The organism is Actinomadura chokoriensis, assembly GCF_041463665.1.
Taxonomy (GTDB): Bacteria; Actinomycetota; Actinomycetes; order Streptosporangiales; family Streptosporangiaceae; genus Spirillospora; species Spirillospora chokoriensis_A.
In genome coordinates this window covers 34,541-51,640 of the sequence record NZ_JAXCEJ010000019.1, presented here as the reverse complement: position 1 = coordinate 51,640, position 17,100 = coordinate 34,541, and the positions used below count along the sequence as shown (strand labels likewise).

The following is a 17,100-nucleotide window of genomic DNA, read 5'->3' as shown; positions in this document are numbered from 1 at the left end:
GGGATACCGGAGGCGGAAGTCAGCCGGTGGCGAGGAGCGCCAGCAGCGACGACGCGATGACGTGGTCGAGCTGGAGGGTCGCCGCCGTCAGCGAGCCGGTGAACACGCCGTTGCCCATGAACAGCAGCGGGCCGGTGACCGCGTTCTTCGCCGGCGGCGTGGCCAGCAGCGCCTCGACGCGCTCGACCACCCCGGACTCGGCGAACGCGCTCACCGGGCCGGCCGCACGCGGCTGGGCCAGCGCCACCCTGGCCAGCGTCCGGGCGACGAACGCGCGGTCGCCGGTCGCCTCGGCGGCGTCCTCGTCCGCCCAGCGCTCCACCGCCAGCCGCAGCCGGCCGTCCAGGGACCTCAGCGGCGGCAGGACCGCCGCTGCCAGCGCCCCACCGGCAAGGTAGCGGTGATGGCGATGCCGGAGATGTGACGCCTCGTGCTCGAAGACGACCTGGAGTTCCTCTGGCGTCAGCTCATGCAGAAGACCCCGGGAGACGATGACCCCGCCGTTCCGTCCGGGGACCGCGACGGCGATCGGGACGTCGGTGTCGAGCGGCTCCCGGACGTCCGCCCGCGCGGCACGGAGTTCGGCGCCCCACCGGGCGGCGGCCCTGCACGCGGTCACCAGCCCGGCGGCGGCCAGGGCGGCCGCGGGAACGCCCACCGCGTCGGGGACCGGGCGGTCGTCGCCGAAAAGCGCCCATTCGGGGACGTGCGCGGCCGCGGACGGCACGAGCGTCGCCGCGTAGTTGATCGCCACGAAGACGCCGGTGCCGAGCGCGGCCACCGCCGTCATCGCCCCCGTCGTCGCCAGCAGCCGCGCCGACCAGGACGGATGGAGCCGTGACGGGATCCTCGCGAGGGCGACGCTCAGCGCCAGCATGATGATCAGGGGCAGGAAGGTGAACCAGTTCACCTGTCGCCTTCCGGACGGTCGAGGAACTCGCGCAGCTCGCGCGCCTCCTCGGCGCTCAGCGACCGCGCGAACCGGTTCAACACGGTACCCGGGTCGCTGGCGTGCCGCAGATGCTCGCGCATGCGCCCGGCCACCAGCTCCGACTCGTCGACCGCGAGCCGGTAGCGGTAGTGGCGCCCGGCCCGGACGCGGGAGACCAGCTTCTTCTCGTGCAGCCGGTGCAGGATCGTGTTCACCGTCGTGTACGCCGGATCGCCGTCCAGCCGCGCGACCAGCTCCGCCGTGCTCGCGTTCCCGCCGAGCCCGGCGAGGGCGGCGAGCACCTCGGCCTCCAGCTGTCCGAGCGGCCTGCGCGACACCGGCCTCACCCGCCTTTTCGCAGGACGTCGGGTTCGAGGTAGATGAGGCGCGCGATGGGCACCGCCACGCGGATCCGCGCCTCGGCGTCGTTGATCGCGTCGGCGACCTCGCGCGCGTCGTCCTGCAGGTCGATGGCGATCTTCGCGGCGACCAGCAGCTCCTCCGGCCCGAGATGCATCGTGCGCATGTGGATCACGGCGGGGACGTCGCGGCTCGCCACGATCGCCTCCCGGATCAGCCGCACCTGCTCCGGCCCGGCCGATTCACCGATCAGCAGGCTCTTGACCTCGGTGGCCAGCACGATCGCGATGGCCGTGAGCAGCACACCGATCGCCGCGGTCCCGATGCCGTCCCAGACGCCGTTCCCGGTGATCAAGGTCAGGCCGACACCGCACAGCGCGAACACGAGCCCCGCCAGCGCCCCCGTGTCCTCCAGCAGGATGACCGGCAACTCCGGCGACTTGGACCGCCGGATGAACTGCACCCAGCCGGCCTTGCCCCGAACCCGGTTGGACTCCATGACCGCCGTCCGCAACGCCGTCCCCTCCAGGACCATCGCGACGAGCAGGACGACGATCGGCACCCACTGCCACTCCTCGATCGGATGCGGGTCGGAGATCTTGTGCCACGCCTCGTACAGCGCGAACAGCCCGCCCAGGCTGAACAGCACGATCGCCACCAGGAACGCGTAGATGTAGCGCTCGCGCCCGTACCCGAACGGGTGCTCCTCGGTCGCCCGCCGCTCCGCGCGCTTCCCGCCGATCAGCAGCAACGCCTGGTTGCTGGAATCGGCCACCGAGTGGATCGCCTCGGCCAGCATCGATGACGACCCCGTCAGCACGAACGCCACGAACTTGGTGAGGGCGATCCCGAGGTTCGCGCCCAGCGCGGTGACGACGGCCTTCGTACTTCCTTCGGCGCTCACGAACTCCCCTGCTACATCCGACTTCTGCCTGCTCGTGGCGATGGTCCCTGCTGAGGTCCCCGCCGATCGCGCGGCCAAGCGTAGGCGGTGAACGCCGCCGGACCCGTCCCGGCGACCTCCGACAGATGACGCATATGCGAGCTTTATCCAGAATAAACCATTGCATTTGCCTGCTCACTGGCTCTTTGGATGTCGCTTCTGCATCATGTCATTCATGAGGAGTGGTGCCGCCGAGACGCCGGCCTGGGGCTCGATGACCGAGGAGCAGATCGGCCGCTGGCAGGAGGTCATGGACGGGGTGGCCGGGATGTTGCCGGACGGCGCCGTCTCCGTGCTGGTGGACGGAGGTCGGCACGCGGAGATGTTCGCCGGCCGGCTGGCCGACAGGCTCCAAGCCGACGGGCGCCGGTGCGTCCGTCCCGATGGGGACGGCCATCGGGACGGCCAGGGCGACGGCCCCGAGGTGCGCGCACCGGTCCCGCGGACGGTCACGCTCGCCGCGGGGGCCGGGTGGCGTCAGCGCCCACCGGCAGGCGGCTGGGACGTCGTCATCTGGCTGCGCACCTACCGTGCCGCCAACGGGGACGCCGAGGACGGCGCGGACATCGTGCTCGACCTGCACGACATCTCGTGGCCGGTCATCCGCCATGTCGCGCTTCATCTGGCGGGGCACGGCGACTGGTTCATCGCCGAGAGCCGGGCGTTCTTCGGCCCGCGCGCGGCGACCTGGGACGCCAGGTTCGGCGACGACGGGCCCGCGTACGCCGACGCGATCGACGAGGCCGCCCTCCCGGACGGCGCGTGCGTCGTGGACGTCGGCTGCGGTACCGGTCGCGCGCTGCCCGCCCTGCGCCGGGCGGTCGGCCCCGCCGGGAAGGTGATCGGCGTGGACCTCACGCCGCAGATGCTCGCCGCGGCGCGGGCCTGCGACCGTGGCCGGCACGCCGTCCTGATGCTGGCCGACGCCCGCAGGCTGCCGTTCGCGGACGCCCGGTTCGACGCGGTCTTCGCGGCGGGGCTGGTGCAGCACATGCCCGACCCGGCGGCCGGGCTCGCGGAACTGGCCCGCATCACCCGTCCCGGCGGCAGGCTGGTGATCTTCCATCCGTCCGGACGGGCGGCGCTGGCCGCCCGGCACGGCCGCACCCTGCGACCGGACGAACCCCTGGCACCGGCACGGCTCGGCCCCCTGCTGGCCACCGCGGGCTGGCGCCTGGACACCTACGACGACCCGCCCCACCGCTTCCTCGCCCTGGCCGACCGCTGTTAGGCGCCGGCCGCCGGCAGGGTCCAGCGCGTCCACCGGCTTTCAGCCGATCCGGCCTGCTTTCGCGGCGGCCTTCGCGGCGGCACGGCTGGCCGCGCGCAGGTCGGCCGAGGCCGACCTGCGCCGAACGTGTCGAGAGCGCCCGGGGTGTCAGGCGAAATGCAGCGTGTACGGAAGGCGGCCGCCTGCCCAGACCGTGGAGGTGTGCCGGACGCGGGCAAGGGCCTGGATCTGGTTGGAGCCCTGCATCGGGACGTCGGCGACGGTCCAGGTCGTCCCGTCGAAGTGGCGCAGGGTCCGGTACATGCCGTCCCCGACCCACACGCCCCCGCGCCCGTCCGGGGCGAGCGAGCCGAGGAAGCCGATCGCCGACCGCGTCCCCACGGCGGCGGACGTTCCGGGCAGGCGCTGCACGGTGAAGTCGGTTCCGTCCCAGCGCACCAGTCGTGCGCTCATGTCGAGGGGGTACGTCGACACGGTGAGGAACCAGACTTCTTCGGCCGAGACGTGCTCGATCTGGAGGATCCAGTGCGGGTATCCCGTCGAGTCCGTGATCGGGCGTTCGGTCCAGGTCTGCCCGTCGAAGTGGCGGAGCGTGCCGTAGCCGCCGAGCCACACGTCGGACGGGCTCCGCACCGAGATCGCGGTGAAAAGGGTTCCGGACGGTTCGCGGAGCAGCCGGGTCCAGCCGCCGCCGTCCCGGCGGTAGAGGGAGGTGCCCGAGCCGAGCTGGTCGTCCACCTCGCCGCCGATCATCCAGGGGCGGCCGAGCTGGTCGACGTCCAGCGCGACCCACTCCCCGACGGGAGCGTCGACGGCCTCCCAGGCGAGGCCGTTCCAGCTCATCACCAGCGGGTCGTCGGTCTGGACCGTGCTCTGCGCGATCGCCCAGGCGCGGGCGGGCGTGCGCGCGGCGACGTCCACCAGGTTCGGCACCATCCCGTCGGGGACGGGGACGCGCTGCCACGCCCCGGCGTCCCAGTGCAGGGCGACGGGCGCCTGCCCGGCGGCCCCGGTCTCGACGCCGACCGCGAACGCGCTCTGCCGTGTCGGCGCGGTGATCGCGTTGATGCCGATGTCCGGCTGGGCCCCGGGGATCGGTTGCGTCGTCCATCCTCCGGGCGGGACGTCGGCGCGTGCGGCCTTCGGCAGCGCCGGGACGGCCGCGGCGCCGAGGAGCGCGGCGGCGCCGAGTGTGAAGGCGCGGCGGGACAGGTGGGGGTTCGAAGCGGACGGCTGCACGGCGGCTCCTCGGCGGGGTGGACATTCATTGCCAGTATTTGGTGGCAAGGATTTCCGGATCCACACCGTGACCTATTGCGGCCAGTTGCGGTCGGCGGGGCGGCGTCTCGCGCCACCTCCGGCACCGGCCCCGGGCATTCCTGACTTCTCCCGTATGACCAATAATGCCGATCATGAGTGGGAGTGTGGCGGTACCGGGCCAGTTCGGGCCGAGGGCGGCGCAGCGATGGCGGCGGGCGGCCGTCGCCGCCGTCGTGGTCGTGTGCCTGACGGCGTACGCGTTCCTCGTGCCGACGATCCTGCTGTTCGGATTGCTCCCGCTGGCGCCGCTCGCGCCCACCCTGCTCGGCCGGCTCTTCGCGGGAGTGGGGCCGCCGACCGAGGTGACCCGGGACGGCATCCGCGGCCACGTGGTCTCCTCGTTCCAGCCTCGCCGCGAACTGCTGCCGTGGACGGCGATCGCGCGGGTGGACGTCCAGGAGCGGGGCCGCCGGACGTTCGCCACGCTCGTGCTCACGGACGGGAACCGGGTCCTGCTCCGGCACCCGTCCGGCCGGCGCGGGGACCGGCGGGTGCACGACGCGGTCGCCTTCATGCGGCAGCAGCACCTGGCGGCCTGCGGCCAGACTCCGCCGCTGGTCGATCGGGTTCCGCTTCCATGGCGCCGGGTGCGCGTCTGGGTGCGGGTGCTGGCGGGGGCGCTTCCCGTCGCCAGCCTGGTCGGGCTGGCGGCGTGGATGACCGCGCAGGCCGATTGGATCAGAGCCCCCGACGATGTCGCCGCCTGCGAGCAGGTTCCCCGGCAGGTCGCCGCGCGGATCCTGCCGGAGGGCCGTGTCCAGGGCTATGGCAACCGGGCGGCCTGCCGGTGGAGCACCGCCGAGACGTGGAAGGACGGCACCTGGATCGACTTCCACATCGCCTCCTGGCCGGCCTCCGACTCCGAGCGGTCATATCAGGGGACCCTGAAGGCGACCCGGGCCGCCGGACGAACGCCCCACCCACTGCGGAACCGCGACGGCGACGCCTACACCGTGGCCTGGCAGGACGCCTGGGGGTTCACCGCCCAGGGAAGGGCGCACGTGAAGGGGTACCTGGTGATGGTCGCGCTGCACAGCAGGCGAGCGGCCTCCGCGGACGAGGCCGAGCGGCAGGCCGGTGACGTCCTGCGCGCGCTCATGGAGAAGCTGGCGGCACGGGCATGAAGTTCTTGAACGCGCGCGAAACCGGTCTGCTCTCGTACATGGCGCTGTTGTCGATCCTCGTGTGGGCACCGTTCCTGGCGTTCCAGGCCGTGCTCGGGTCTGACGACGACGAGACCGTCCCGCAGCGGACGCCGTTGGTGGACCTGTGCATCTGGTTCCCCTACCCCAAGGTCGTCCAACTGGTGCCCAAGCCGCGTGCCCCCCAGTCGCAGGCCATCTTCTACGGCGAGATGCAGTGCGACTGGGTCGGCGAGGACCAGCGCACCCGGTTGAGCTTGAGCGCCTACCGTCCATCCGGGGCGCTGACCCTCGAAAAGGAGTCCAGCGAACTCGACGACTTCTACGACAGCAGCGCCTCGTCCAGTGGGGACGAGACGGGCCCGGCGGGGCTCGGTGACAGGAGTGCGCTGAGCGTCCAGCGCGGGGCGGACTACGCCGAGGCGCATGTCGTCGTCCGCGACGGCCTGCTCGTGGTCCAGGTCACCTACCGCGTGCCGGGGAAGGGACCGGACGTGGCCGCCAGGGCCAGGGAAGCCGCCGTCGAGCTGCTGCGGCTTCTGCCGCCCAAGGGCCGCTGAGCAAGCGCCGCATCGGGGGTCGGTCGCCGACGGCCCTGCCCGAACTCGTCATCGGCTCCATCCACGGCCGACGAGAGCCCCGGAGGCGCCCTCCACCTGATCGTTCGCCGCCGGAAAGCATGATCAATATGCCGTTGCATCTGGCTTCCCGAACCGAGTTCTAGTATTCAAGAGGCACAACGGCTGCCGTATGTCCATGAGGAGGCACCAGTGCAGACACGAGCGGCGATCCTGTGGGAACCGCACACCGACTGGAGCATCGAGGACATCGAACTCGACGATCCGAAGGCCGGTGAGATCAAGGTCAAGCTCGCGGCCTCAGGGCTGTGTCATTCCGACGAGCACCTCGTCACCGGGGACATGGTGCTCGACCCCGAGATCGCCAGCCTCATGGGCTGGGAACAGTTCCCCGTCATCGGCGGGCACGAGGGCGCCGGCGAGGTCGTCGCGGTCGGCCCCGGCGTGACCACGCTGCAGGAGGGCGACCACGTCGTCCTGTCGTTCATCCCCGCGTGCGGCCGCTGCCCGTCCTGCGCCATGGGCCGCCAGCACGTCTGCGACCTGGGCGCGGTGCTGCTGGCCGGCAAGCAGATCGGCGACATGACCGCCCGGCACCACTCCAAGAGCGGCAAGGACCTGGGCATCATGTGCTGCACCGGGACCTTCTCCCCCTACACCGTGGTCAACGAGGCCTCCGCCATCAAGATCGACGACTGGATCCCGCTGGACAAGGCCGCGCTCGTCGGCTGCGGCGTGACCACCGGCTGGGGCGCGGCCGTCAACGTCGCGGACGTCCAGCCCGGCGAGACCGTCGTGGTGATCGGCGTCGGCGGCCTCGGCATGAACGCGGTGCAGGGCGCCGCGATGGCGGGCGCGCGGCACATCTTCGCCGTCGACCCGGTCGACTGGAAGCGGGAGAAGGCGGGCGTCTTCGGCGCCACCCACACCGCCGCGTCCATGGAGGAGGCGGCGGCCCAGCTCGCCGAGCTCACCTGGGGCGCCAACGCCGACAAGGTCATCCTCACCACCGGCGTCGCGACGGGCGACCTCATCGCCCCGATGATGGGCATGGTCGCCAAGGGCGGCCGCGGCGTCGTCACCGCCGTCGCGCCCGTCGCCCAGGAGGACGTCAAGCTCAACCTGTTCGACCTGGCGATGCAGCGCAAGGAGCTGGTCGGCTGCATCTTCGGCAACGCCAACCCGCGCCGGGACATCCCGCGCCTGCTGCGCCTCTACGACGAGGGCAAGCTCAAGCTGGACGAGCTGGTCACCAACACCTACACCCTCGACGAGGTCAACAAGGGCTACCAGGACATGCGGGACGGCAACAACATCCGCGGCATGATCAAGTACTGACGCGCGGGCGTCACGAAGTCCCCCGTCCGGCTTCCAGGTGGTAGTCGGACGGGGACAGGCGGCGGGTGCGGCGGCGGTAGCCGGTCATGTAGCCGGGCCAGTTGCTCGTGTTGCGGCGGTCGGCGTCGAGGTACCAGCTGTCGCAGCCGCCCCGGTTCCAGACCGAGGTGCTGAGCCGCCGCTGGGCGTCGGCGTCGAAGCGGTCGAGGACGTCGGCGCGGACCTCCAGCGAGGTGACGCCGCCGGCGAGCAGGCGGGCCGCCTGGACGATGTAGGCGATCTGGCTTTCGAGCATGTGGACGATGGAGCCGGAGCCCACGTTGGTGTTCGGCCCGTACATGAGGAAGAAGTTCGGGAAGCCGCTGACGGCGAGGCCGAGGTAGGCGCGGGCGCCGTCCTTCCAGGCCGCGTTGAGCTCGGTGCCGTGCAGGCCGGTCACCCGCATGGGGGCGACGAAGTCCTGCGAGCGGAAGCCGGTCGCCCAGATGATGGTGTCGGCGCGGTGGTGGGCTCCGTCGGCGGTGCGGACGCCGTCCGGCGTGACCTCGGTGATCGGCTGGTCGACGACGTGCACGTTCGGCCGGTTCAGGGTGGCGTAGTACTCGCTCGAGGTGAGGATGCGCTTGCAGCCGGGCTCGTAGTCCGGCCTCAGCCGGTCGCGCAGGTCGCGGTTCCGGACGGAGCGGAGCGCGAACCCGCACATGGCGCGGATGTGCGCCGACAGCAGCCGGCGGCCGCGCGGGGTGACGAGGGCGGGATTGAGCAGCAGCTCGAACCACAGGAAGATGCCGAGCCGGGAAGCCTTCTGCACGAGGGGCAGCCGGCGGTTGAGGGCCCGCCGCCAGCGCGGGTAGACGCGGTCGGGTTTGCGGCTGATCCAGTGGGCTTCGAGCTGGAAGACGGTGAGGTCGGCGGCCTCGGGCGCGATGAGCGGGACGAACTGGATGGCGCTGGCGCCGTTGCCGACGACGGCGATCCGGGCGCCCTTCAGGTCGTGGTCGTGGTCCCAGCGGGCGGAGTGGAAGACCTTGCCGGCGAAGGTGTCCAGGCCGGGCAGGCCGGGCACGGCCGGGTTGCTGAGCTGCCCGCAGGCGGCGATCAGGAGGTCGAAGTCCTGCGAGGCCCCGTCCCGGGTGTGCACCCGCCAGCGTCCGCCCGGCCGGTACTCGGCGTGGACGACCTCGGCGCCGAACCGGAAGTGCGGGAGCAGCCCGTACTCGGTGGCGCAGTGCCGGAGGTAGTCCAGGATCTCGGGCTGCTCGGCGAACCTTCGCGACCAGTCGGGCTTGGGCTCGAAGGAGTAGGAGTACAGGTGGGACGGGGCGTCGCAGGCGGCGCCGGGGTAGGTGTTGTCGCGCCAGACCCCGCCGGGCCCGTCGGCCTTCTCGAAGACGGTGAGGTCGGTGAAGCCGGCCCGCCGCAGACCGATGGCCACACCGATTCCGCTGAATCCGCTTCCGACGATGGCGATCGACGGCCGGGCGCGCCGCGGCTCCCGCACTTCACTCTTTCCGACACTCATGTCGGTTAGGGTGGACGCAACGGGACGAGGGAGTCAAGACGATGGCGGAAATCCGTCCGAAATCCCGCATGCGCGGGCCGGCGCGCAAGGCGCTCATCACCGCGGCGGCGTTGGAGCTGTTCGCGAGCAAGGGCTACCACGCGACGTCGCTGGGCGAGATCGCCGCCGAGGCGGGAGTGTCGCGGACGGTGATGTACGACCATTTCCCGTCCAAGCGCGTGCTGCTCCTGGCCGTCATGCAGGAGCAGAACGCGGCGCTGGTGGAGCACGTCGGCGCGCGCATCACCGGCATGGGCCCGCCCGAGGACAGGATGCGCTCGACCATCGACGCCTACTTCAGCTTCGCGCAGAGCAGCCCGTCCGCCCGCAGGTTGCTGTTCGACCGCACGGACGAGGACGACCCCGAGATCCGGACCGTCCGGCAGGGCATCCGCCAGTCGCGCACCCGCGCCGTGGCCGCCCTGCTCGGCAGCGACATGCGCACGGTGGGCGTGGATCCGGGCGAGCCGATCGCCGAGGCGATGGTCGAACTCGTCATCACCGGGCTGGACGGCGTGGCGCAGTGGTGGGAGCGCGACCCGGGCATGTCGAGATCGGTGCTGGTCGAAGGCGCGATGCGGCTGCTCTGGAGGGGGCTCGGCCACGCGCAGTGAGCCGCCGCGCCGCACGAGCGAGACCTCGCGGGGCTTGACGCCTCGCGGCGGCTTCCGCATAGTGGTGCCACTCGTAACCGACACTAGTGTCGGTTAGCGGGATCCGTCCCCGAGGAGTGCGCCGTGCAGGACACGACTCCATGAGCCGCCGCCCGCGGCCCGGCCGCCGCGCCGACCGGCCGGCCGCGGGCGGCCGGAAGGCCGCACCATGCTCACCAGCTTTCACGCCCTCGCCGTCCTGTCCACCGGCATCTACTTCAGCGGGCTCACCTACTTCAAGCTCGCCGCGCCCCAAATGGTGCCGCTGCGTGGAGACCGGCCCTGGCGGCTCGTCCGGGAGCTGCTCGGCAACCGGACCTGGCTCGCCGGCGCGACCGTCATCGGCGTCGGCGCGACCGTCCAGGCCACGGCCCTGACCGGGCTCTCCCTGCACCAGGCCCAGCCCATGTTCCTCGCCGGGCTCGGGATCCTGCTCGTCCTCGCCGTCCCCATCCTGCGCGAACGGCTCACGCCGCGCGAATGGGGATGCGTGGCGCTGCTGGCCGCCGCGGCGTTCCTGTTCAGCTTCGGCTCGCCCGCCGGCGACGCGGCCGGGTCCGCGATCATCACGTGGCCGGACCGGACGCTGGTGGTGGCGATCGCGCTGCCGTCCCTGCTCGTGCCGTGCATCGCGTTCCTGGCCGTCGACCAGGCCCGCAGGGGAGCGCACGCCCGCCCGCTGACCGGTGTCGCGCTCGCCATCGACGCGGGCCTCCTCACCGGGACGGCGGAGATGGCGCTGACCGGAGCCGCCGGCCTCAGCGAGACGCCGGGCGATCTGCTCACCGCCCCCTACCTCTACATCTTCGCCGTGACGGCACCGCTGGCGCTGGGGCAGCTCCAGATCGCCCTGCAGCGCAGCAGGCTCGCCATCGTCGGGCTCGTCGCCACCGCCACGGCCAAGACCTACCTGCTGACCGTCGCGGCGACCCTCTACGGGGAGCGCTGGCCGGACGACGGCGGCCGGACCGCCCTCGCCCTGGCGCTGACGGTGCTGGCCATCGCCGCCGTCCCGCACCACGAGCGCCGGACGTCCCGCGCGCGGCTCCAGCACGGAACCGGCGTCGCCGGACCGCTCGTCAGTCCTGGACCCCGGCGGCGAGCATCGGGGTGAGCGTCAGGCCCGGGTGCTCGCGCTGGAGGGCGCGCAGCCGCCACTTGTCGGTGAACACCGCGACCAGGGTGCCGTCCAGCGCGCGGGCCAGCACCTCGACGCCGTGCCGCCCGGCGAGCGTCTCGGCCGACTCCTTGTCGGTGATCCGCGCGGTCGAGTAGTCCAGCCGGGTCAGCTCGACGGGGGCGCCGAACTCGGTGTCCATGCGGGCGCTCACCACCTCGAACTGCAGCGGCCCGACCGCGGCGAGGACCGGCGCCTGGTCGCCGCGCAGGTCGCTGCGCAGCACCTGCACGACGCCCTCCCCGCCGAGTTGCTCGATGCCGCGCCGGAACTGCTTGGCGCGGCCGTTGTCCCTGGCGCGCACCACCATGAAGTGCTCGGGCGCGAACGCCGGGATGGGCGGGAACTGCACCGGGTTCCTCGTGTAGAGCGTGTCGCCGACGGTCAGGCCGGAGGCGTTGGGCAGCCCGATCACGTCGCCCGGATAGGCGACGTCCAGCGTCGAGCGGTCGCGGCCGAACATCGTCTGCGCGTACTTCGTCGCCAGCGGGCGTCCCGTGGAGGCGTGCACGAGGGTCATGCCGCGCTCGAACCGGCCCGAGCACACCCGGATGAACGCGAGCCGGTCGCGGTGCGCCTTGTCCATTCCCGCCTGGACCTTGAAGACCTGGCCGGAGAACGGCGCCGACACCGGACGCTCGACGCCCTGCGAGTCGGCGCGCGGCGCCGGAGCCGGGGCCAGCCGCCGCACCGTCTCCAGCAGCGCCCCGACGCCGAAGTTCGGCAGCGCCGCCCCGAACAGGACGGGCGTGCACACCCCGGCGCGGAAGGCGTCCAGGTCGAGGACGGCGCCGATCTCGTCCAGCAGCTCCAGCTCCTCGACCGCGGTCCGCCAGGCGTCGCCCTCCTCCCGGGCGGCCTGCTCGGCGGGCACCCGCTCCTCGACCGCGCGCCGCGCCCCGCCGGGCGTGCGGCGGAACCGCGTGAACGAGCCGCCGGCGCGGTCGATCAGCCCGCGGAAGTCGCCCGCCGCCCCGACCGGCCAGGTCAGCGGGGCCGGGCGCAGCCCGATGCGCTGCTCCACCTCGTCCAGCAGCTCCAGCGGCTCGCGTCCGGGACGGTCCCACTTGTTGACGAAGGTGATCACCGGGATGCGCCGGTGCCGGCACACGTCGAACAGCTTCAGCGTCTGGGCCTCCAGGCCCTTGGCGGAGTCCAGCAGCATGATCGCGCCGTCGACGGCCGCGAGCACCCGGTAGGTGTCCTCGGAGAAGTCGGCGTGGCCCGGCGTGTCCAGCAGGTTCAGCAGCGCGCCGCCGAACTCGAAGCGCAGCACCGAGGACGTGATCGAGATGCCGCGGGAGCGCTCGATGTCCATCCAGTCCGACCGGACGCCGCCGCGGCCGGCCTTGCCGTGCACCGCGCCCGCCTGCTCGATCGCCGCCGCGTGCAGCGCCAGCGCCTCGGTCAGCGTCGACTTCCCCGCGTCCGGATGACTGATCATCGCGAACGTCCGCCGCCGTGCCGCCTCGGCCGCCACGTCCTCGGGCGTGCCCGTTCCCCCGCTCAACCGCGCTCCCCTGTCCGTCTTCGCCGCGCCGTCCCGACCTTACGACCATCCGCGAGCGCCGCGAACGCGGAGGTCGCCGTGAAGTCGTGGACGTCGCTGCAGCCTGCGGCTTGACCTTCGAGCCGGGTCGAAGGTCTAACGTCGCGGATATGACGACGATGCTGATCTCGCAGCTGGCCGAGCGCAGCGGCGTCCCCGCGACGACGCTGCGGTACTACGAGAGCGCGGGCCTGCTGACCGCGGACCGCACCCGGGCCGGCTACCGGACGTACGGGGAGGACGCGGTCGCCCGGCTCTCGTTCATCGGCTCGGCCAAGCACCTCGGGCTCCCGCTGGAGGAGATCGGGGAACTGCTCGCCGTGTGGGAGACCGGGGCGTGCGCGGACGTCAAGGCCGACCTGCGCCCCCGGGTCGCCGAACGCCTGGCCGAGGCCGAGCACCGCCTCGCCGGGCTGGCGGACTTCACCCGCTCGCTGCACGACGTGCTCCACCGGCTGGACGCGCTGCCCGACCGGACGGGCCCGTGCGGCGCCGACTGCGGGTTCCCGGACGCGGCCGGCCGCGGTCTCCCGGACGGGGCCGCGCCCGCCGGGCAGCCGATCGCGTGCTCGCTGACCGGTGACGGGATGGCCGAGCGCGTCACGGCCTGGCGATCGGTCGCCGGGGACGTGACGCCGGAGGAGATCCCCGGCGGTCTGCGGCTGGCGCTGCCCGCCGGCCGGGCCGCCGCCGTCGCGGAGCTGGCGGCGGCCGAGCAGCGCTGCTGCCCGTTCTTCGATTTCCGGCTGCGCTTCGGCGGCGGGACGATCGAGCTGGAGGTGCGGGCCCCGGCCGAGGCCGCCGGTCTGCTCGCCGAACTGTTCGCCTGACGGCCAGTACATCTGAAGGCCAGTTCACCCGAAGGCCAGGAGGATCCCGCCGTGCTCGTCGCCCGCTCGATCGCGCTGTTCGCCGCCGCCGCCGTCCTGGAGATCGGGGGCGCCTGGCTGGTCTGGCAGGGCGTGCGCGAGCAGCGGGGATGGATCTGGATCGGCGCCGGCGTCATCGCCCTCGGCCTGTACGGCTTCGCCGCCACGTTCCAGCCGGACGCCCATTTCGGCCGCGTCCTCGCCGCCTACGGCGGCTTCTTCGTCGCCGGGTCGCTGCTGTGGGGCGCGGTCGCCGACGGCTACCGCCCGGACCGCTTCGACATCGCCGGCGCGCTGATCTGCCTCACCGGCATGGCCGTCATCATGTACACCCCCCGCTAGCGTGCGGCCGAGCGAAGCGGCGGGGGCTCATTTGAGGCTTCCGGCGGTCACACCGCCCACCACCCATCGGTTGAACACCACGTAGACCACGATCATCGGCAGGGTGATGATGGACAGGGCGGAGAAGAGGAGCCCGTAGTCGGTGGAGTGCCGTCCGGTGAAGGCCAGCAGGCCGGTCGGGATCGTCTTCAGCGCGTCGTCCTGGATGTAGAGCAGGGCCAGGAGGAACTCGTTCCAGCTCGTGAGGGCGGAGAAGATCGCCACGGTGGCGAGGCCCGGTTTCAGCAGCGGGACCACGATCATCAGGAAGACCCGCATGTCGCCGGCGCCGTCGACGCGGGCGGCCTCGAACAGTTCGTCCGGCAGCGCGTCCAGGTAGACCTTCAGCAGGTACGTCGCCAGCGGCAGGCCCATCGCGATGTACGGCACGATGAGCGCCCACCGGGTGTCGGTCAGGCCGAGGTCGGTGAACATCGTGCTCTGCGCGATGAAGTACGACTGCAAGGGGAGCAGGAGCCCGAGCGCCAGCAGCGACATGAGGGCGCCGCGGCCGCGGAACCGGAACCTGCTGAACGCGTAGGCGGCGGCCGCTCCGAGGACCAGGATGCCGAGCACCGAGACCGCGGTGACGATGAGGCTGTTGACCACGTACTGGCCGAGCCCGCCGACCTGCCAGGCGGTCTTCCACTGTCCGAAGTCGATGCCGTCCGGCGGCGCGAACGGGTGGGCGAAGATGTCGGAGGTCGACTTGAAGCCCGACAGCGTCATCCAGATCATCGGGAGGAAGAAGACCAGGGCGATCAGGCCGAAGCAGACGCCGAAGAGCGCGCGGGACACGCGCCGGGCCCTGACCGCCGCGGGGGCGGTCACGGCGGTGCTGCGCGTCCAGGTTCGCGTGACGGTCCCGTTCATGCCGCCGTCCTCTCGCCGCGGGCGCGCAGGCGCATGAACCCGAGGCCCGCCAGCACCACGAGCGCGGTCATCAGCACGGCCATCGCGGATCCGTAGCCGACCTCGCCGTCGGTGAAGGCGACGCGGGTGAGGTACGTCGTCGGGATCTCGGTCGCGTTGTACGGGCCTCCGTCGGTGAGGACGTAGAACAGGTCGAAGCTCTGGAATCCGCCGGTCACGCACAGCAGCAGGCACGCCTCGACGGCCCTGCGGATCACCGGGACCTTCACCTGCCAGAAGATCCGCAGCTCTCCGGCGCCGTCCAGCCGGGCCGCCTCGATCACCTCGCCGGGGACCTGCCGGAGCGCGGCGTAGAAGATCGCCATGTAGAAGCCCGCGTACACCCAGCCGGACACCACGCAGACCGAGGCCAGCGCGGTGCCGCTCTCGCCCAGCCACACGTGCTGCAGGCTCTCCAGCCCGACGGCCCCGAGGACGGCGTTGACCAGGCCGAAGTCGCCGTTGTAGACGAAGGACCACAGCACCGCGACGACCACCATCGGCAGCATCACCGGCGCGAAGAGGGCCACCCGGAACCAGGTCGACTCGCCGCGCCGCGCCGCGAGGACCCCCGCGAGCGCCAGCCCCACCAGGACTTCCAGGACGATCGTCGCCGCGATGTAGACGGCGACGTGCGCGAGGGAGTCCACGAACACCGTGTCGCGGAAGGCGCGGGTGTAGTTGTCGAAGCCGACGAACTTCATGGGCCCGAAACCGGACCACTCGGTGAAGCTGAACGCGCCGGTGGCGATCATGGGGCCGAGGACGGCGAAGCCGAAGACGAGCAGGGCCGGGCCGGCGAACAGGTAGGGCGTCGCGCGGTGGTTCGGCTTCACGAGCCCGCCTTGCGCTGGGCGTCGGCGAGCGCCTCCTGCGGCTTCTTCTTCCCGCCGAGGACGAGGGAGACCGCCCGGTAGAACGCTTCGGCGCGCTTGAGTTCGTAGCCGGTGTCCGGCGGCAGGACGACCGTCTCGGCGTCGGCGAGCAGGTCGTTGAGGCGGGTCGTGCGCGGGTCGACGGCCGGGCCTCCGGGGGCGGGCTTGGCCTGCGGGACGGTCCCGGCCCTGGTGAAGGCGGTCACGTTGGCGCCGGAGTTGACCAGCGCGAGGAAGTCGGCCGACTCCTTGGTCTTCTTGCTCTTGGCGTTGATCACGTAGCCGGTGGCGACGCCGATGACGCTGTTCTGGTCGCCCGCGCCGGGCACGGTGGGGAGGTTGACGTAGTCGATCTCCAGTTCGGGGGCCTCCTCGATCGCGGTGCTCACGAACCAGGAGCCGATCGGGTGCATGGCCGCCTTCCCCTGGAGGAACATCTGGTCGCCCTCGGTGTCGTTGAGCGCGCTGGCCGTGTCGTTGAGGCACTTGTGGTCGCGCAGCTGCGCGACGTGCCCGAGCGCGTCGCTCCATCCGGGGCTGTCGAAGCCCGCCTTGCCCGAGAGGACCTGGGAGTAGGAGGACTCGCCCGCCACGCGGGAGACCAGATGGGCGGCCCAGTTGCCGACGGGCCACAGGTCCTTGTTGCCGGCGGCGATCGGGGTGATCCCCTTGGACCTGAGGGTGTCGCAGGCGGCGAGCAGCTCGTCCCAGGTCTTCGGCGGCGCCACCCCGGCACCCGACATGACCTTGGTGTTGTACCAGAGCACGTTGGTGACGTCGGACGCGAACGGCACCATGACCGTCTTCCCGCCGACCTTCATCTGGTTGTAGGCGGAGTCGTCGATCAGCCCCTTGAGCGGGCCGCCGCTGACGTACGGGCCGACGTCTGCGGCGAAGCCGTCCTTGACGCGGGTGGCGAGCCGGTCGCCGGCCCATTCGAAGTAGATGTCCGGGGACTTGCGGCCGTTCAGCAGGCTCGGCAGGCCGACGGTCTGGTAAAGGTCGTCGTCCTGGAAGTTGAGCTGCACCTTGATGCCGGGATGCGCCGTCTCGTACTGCTTGGCGATGTCGTTCCAGACCTTGATCTGCGCCTCGCCCGGCGAGCCCATGGCGATCCGCAGGACGTCGTCGTCCGCACCCTGCCCGCCGCCGTTCCCGCATGCCGCGAGGATCATCATGGTGGAGGCGGCGCCGGCCAGGAGACCGATGGTCCTCTTCAGTCGGTTCATGAGGACTCCTTTCGCAGAATCCTAGTAAAGAGTCTTTATCTGCTCTAGGCA

17 protein-coding genes are annotated in these 17,100 nt (G+C 71.9%); 8 read left to right on the top strand and 9 right to left on the bottom strand.

The window, feature by feature from the left end; all coding sequences use genetic code 11:
• Positions 1-19: 19 nt before the first annotated feature.
• Genes SM418_RS26530 through SM418_RS26520 form a run of 3 tightly spaced genes read right to left on the bottom strand, consistent with a single transcriptional unit; the run spans position 20 to position 2,195 of the window.
• Positions 20-910, bottom strand: coding sequence for a M56 family metallopeptidase (locus SM418_RS26530; RefSeq protein ID WP_371943933.1), 891 nt, complete (start codon positions 908-910; stop codon positions 20-22).
• A complete protein-coding gene (locus SM418_RS26525; RefSeq protein ID WP_371943934.1) occupies positions 907-1,269 on the bottom strand; it encodes a BlaI/MecI/CopY family transcriptional regulator in 363 nt (120 codons plus the stop codon). The genes SM418_RS26530 and SM418_RS26525 overlap by 4 nt, the downstream gene beginning before the upstream one ends.
• Before the next feature lie 5 nt (positions 1,270-1,274).
• Positions 1,275-2,195 carry a cation diffusion facilitator family transporter gene (locus SM418_RS26520; RefSeq protein ID WP_371943935.1) on the bottom strand — a complete coding sequence of 307 codons (921 nt, stop codon included), beginning with the start codon at positions 2,193-2,195 and terminating at the stop codon, positions 1,275-1,277.
• A 214-nt stretch (positions 2,196-2,409) separates the two neighbouring features.
• Between SM418_RS26520 and SM418_RS26515 the strand changes: the two genes are divergently transcribed.
• Positions 2,410-3,465 carry a class I SAM-dependent methyltransferase gene (locus SM418_RS26515; protein ID WP_371943936.1) on the top strand — a complete coding sequence of 352 codons (1,056 nt, stop codon included), beginning with the start codon at positions 2,410-2,412 and terminating at the stop codon, positions 3,463-3,465.
• A 147-nt stretch (positions 3,466-3,612) separates the two neighbouring features.
• Here SM418_RS26515 and SM418_RS26510 read toward each other — a convergent pair whose 3' ends face one another.
• A complete protein-coding gene (locus SM418_RS26510) occupies positions 3,613-4,704 on the bottom strand; it encodes a hypothetical protein (RefSeq protein ID WP_371943937.1) in 1,092 nt (363 codons plus the stop codon).
• A 173-nt stretch (positions 4,705-4,877) separates the two neighbouring features.
• On the opposite strand from SM418_RS26510, the gene SM418_RS26505 reads away from it, so the two are divergent.
• From SM418_RS26505 to SM418_RS26495, 3 genes are all read left to right on the top strand, one after another.
• Positions 4,878-5,909 carry a hypothetical protein gene (locus SM418_RS26505; protein ID WP_371943938.1) on the top strand — a complete coding sequence of 344 codons (1,032 nt, stop codon included), beginning with the start codon at positions 4,878-4,880 and terminating at the stop codon, positions 5,907-5,909.
• On the top strand, positions 5,906-6,487 hold the full coding sequence (locus SM418_RS26500; RefSeq protein WP_371943939.1) for a hypothetical protein: 582 nt from the start codon (positions 5,906-5,908) through the stop codon (positions 6,485-6,487). Before SM418_RS26505 ends, SM418_RS26500 begins: the two co-directional genes overlap by 4 nt.
• Before the next feature lie 210 nt (positions 6,488-6,697).
• Positions 6,698-7,843, top strand: a complete 1,146-nt coding sequence (locus SM418_RS26495; protein ID WP_371943940.1) for an NDMA-dependent alcohol dehydrogenase — start codon at positions 6,698-6,700, stop codon at positions 7,841-7,843.
• Positions 7,844-7,853: 10 nt separating this feature from the next.
• Here the strand turns inward: SM418_RS26495 and SM418_RS26490 are convergent, their stop codons facing one another.
• Complete coding sequence (locus tag SM418_RS26490; protein ID WP_371943941.1) at positions 7,854-9,365, bottom strand: flavin-containing monooxygenase; 1,512 nt, start codon at positions 9,363-9,365, stop codon at positions 7,854-7,856.
• A gap of 41 nt (positions 9,366-9,406) precedes the next feature.
• Here SM418_RS26490 and SM418_RS26485 point away from each other — a divergent pair, with 41 nt between their 5' ends.
• Entirely contained in the window at positions 9,407-10,018 is a 612-nt protein-coding gene (locus SM418_RS26485; protein ID WP_371943942.1) for a TetR/AcrR family transcriptional regulator, read from the top strand.
• Positions 10,019-10,226: 208 nt separating this feature from the next.
• Positions 10,227-11,171, top strand: coding sequence for a DMT family protein (locus SM418_RS26480; RefSeq protein WP_371943943.1), 945 nt, complete (start codon positions 10,227-10,229; stop codon positions 11,169-11,171).
• Here SM418_RS26480 and SM418_RS26475 read toward each other — a convergent pair.
• Entirely contained in the window at positions 11,137-12,744 is a 1,608-nt protein-coding gene (locus tag SM418_RS26475) for a peptide chain release factor 3 (RefSeq protein ID WP_371943944.1), read from the bottom strand. The two genes, SM418_RS26480 and SM418_RS26475, sit on opposite strands and share 35 nt — an antisense overlap.
• Positions 12,745-12,893: 149 nt before the next feature.
• On the opposite strand from SM418_RS26475, the gene SM418_RS26470 reads away from it, so the two are divergent.
• On the top strand, positions 12,894-13,613 hold the full coding sequence (locus SM418_RS26470; RefSeq protein ID WP_371943945.1) for a MerR family transcriptional regulator: 720 nt from the start codon (positions 12,894-12,896) through the stop codon (positions 13,611-13,613).
• A gap of 51 nt (positions 13,614-13,664) precedes the next feature.
• Positions 13,665-13,994, top strand: coding sequence for a YnfA family protein (locus SM418_RS26465; RefSeq protein ID WP_371943946.1), 330 nt, complete (start codon positions 13,665-13,667; stop codon positions 13,992-13,994).
• 27 nt (positions 13,995-14,021) lie between these two features.
• Here the strand turns inward: SM418_RS26465 and SM418_RS26460 are convergent, their stop codons facing one another.
• Genes SM418_RS26460 through SM418_RS26450 form a run of 3 tightly spaced genes read right to left on the bottom strand, consistent with a single transcriptional unit; the run spans position 14,022 to position 17,049 of the window.
• Positions 14,022-14,906, bottom strand: a complete 885-nt coding sequence (locus SM418_RS26460; protein ID WP_371943947.1) for a carbohydrate ABC transporter permease — start codon at positions 14,904-14,906, stop codon at positions 14,022-14,024.
• Complete coding sequence (locus tag SM418_RS26455; protein WP_371943948.1) at positions 14,903-15,781, bottom strand: carbohydrate ABC transporter permease; 879 nt, start codon at positions 15,779-15,781, stop codon at positions 14,903-14,905. Before SM418_RS26455 ends, SM418_RS26460 begins: the two co-directional genes overlap by 4 nt.
• Positions 15,778-17,049: an ABC transporter substrate-binding protein gene (locus tag SM418_RS26450; protein WP_371943949.1), complete on the bottom strand. Its 1,272-nt coding sequence runs from the start codon at positions 17,047-17,049 to the stop codon at positions 15,778-15,780. The genes SM418_RS26455 and SM418_RS26450 overlap by 4 nt, the downstream gene beginning before the upstream one ends.
• Positions 17,050-17,100 lie beyond the last annotated feature (51 nt).

Coding starts and splice junctions, on each gene's coding strand:
- SM418_RS26485 (WP_371943942.1), top strand. CDS start 9,407: ATGGCGGAAATCCGTCCGAAATCCCGCATGCGCGGGCCGGCGCGCAAG.
- SM418_RS26490 (WP_371943941.1), bottom strand. CDS start 9,365: ATGAGTGTCGGAAAGAGTGAAGTGCGGGAGCCGCGGCGCGCCCGGCCG.
- SM418_RS26500 (WP_371943939.1), top strand. CDS start 5,906: ATGAAGTTCTTGAACGCGCGCGAAACCGGTCTGCTCTCGTACATGGCG.
- SM418_RS26515 (WP_371943936.1), top strand. CDS start 2,410: ATGAGGAGTGGTGCCGCCGAGACGCCGGCCTGGGGCTCGATGACCGAG.
- SM418_RS26470 (WP_371943945.1), top strand. CDS start 12,894: ATGACGACGATGCTGATCTCGCAGCTGGCCGAGCGCAGCGGCGTCCCC.
- SM418_RS26460 (WP_371943947.1), bottom strand. CDS start 14,906: ATGAACGGGACCGTCACGCGAACCTGGACGCGCAGCACCGCCGTGACC.
- SM418_RS26505 (WP_371943938.1), top strand. CDS start 4,878: ATGAGTGGGAGTGTGGCGGTACCGGGCCAGTTCGGGCCGAGGGCGGCG.
- SM418_RS26480 (WP_371943943.1), top strand. CDS start 10,227: ATGCTCACCAGCTTTCACGCCCTCGCCGTCCTGTCCACCGGCATCTAC.
- SM418_RS26450 (WP_371943949.1), bottom strand. CDS start 17,049: ATGAACCGACTGAAGAGGACCATCGGTCTCCTGGCCGGCGCCGCCTCC.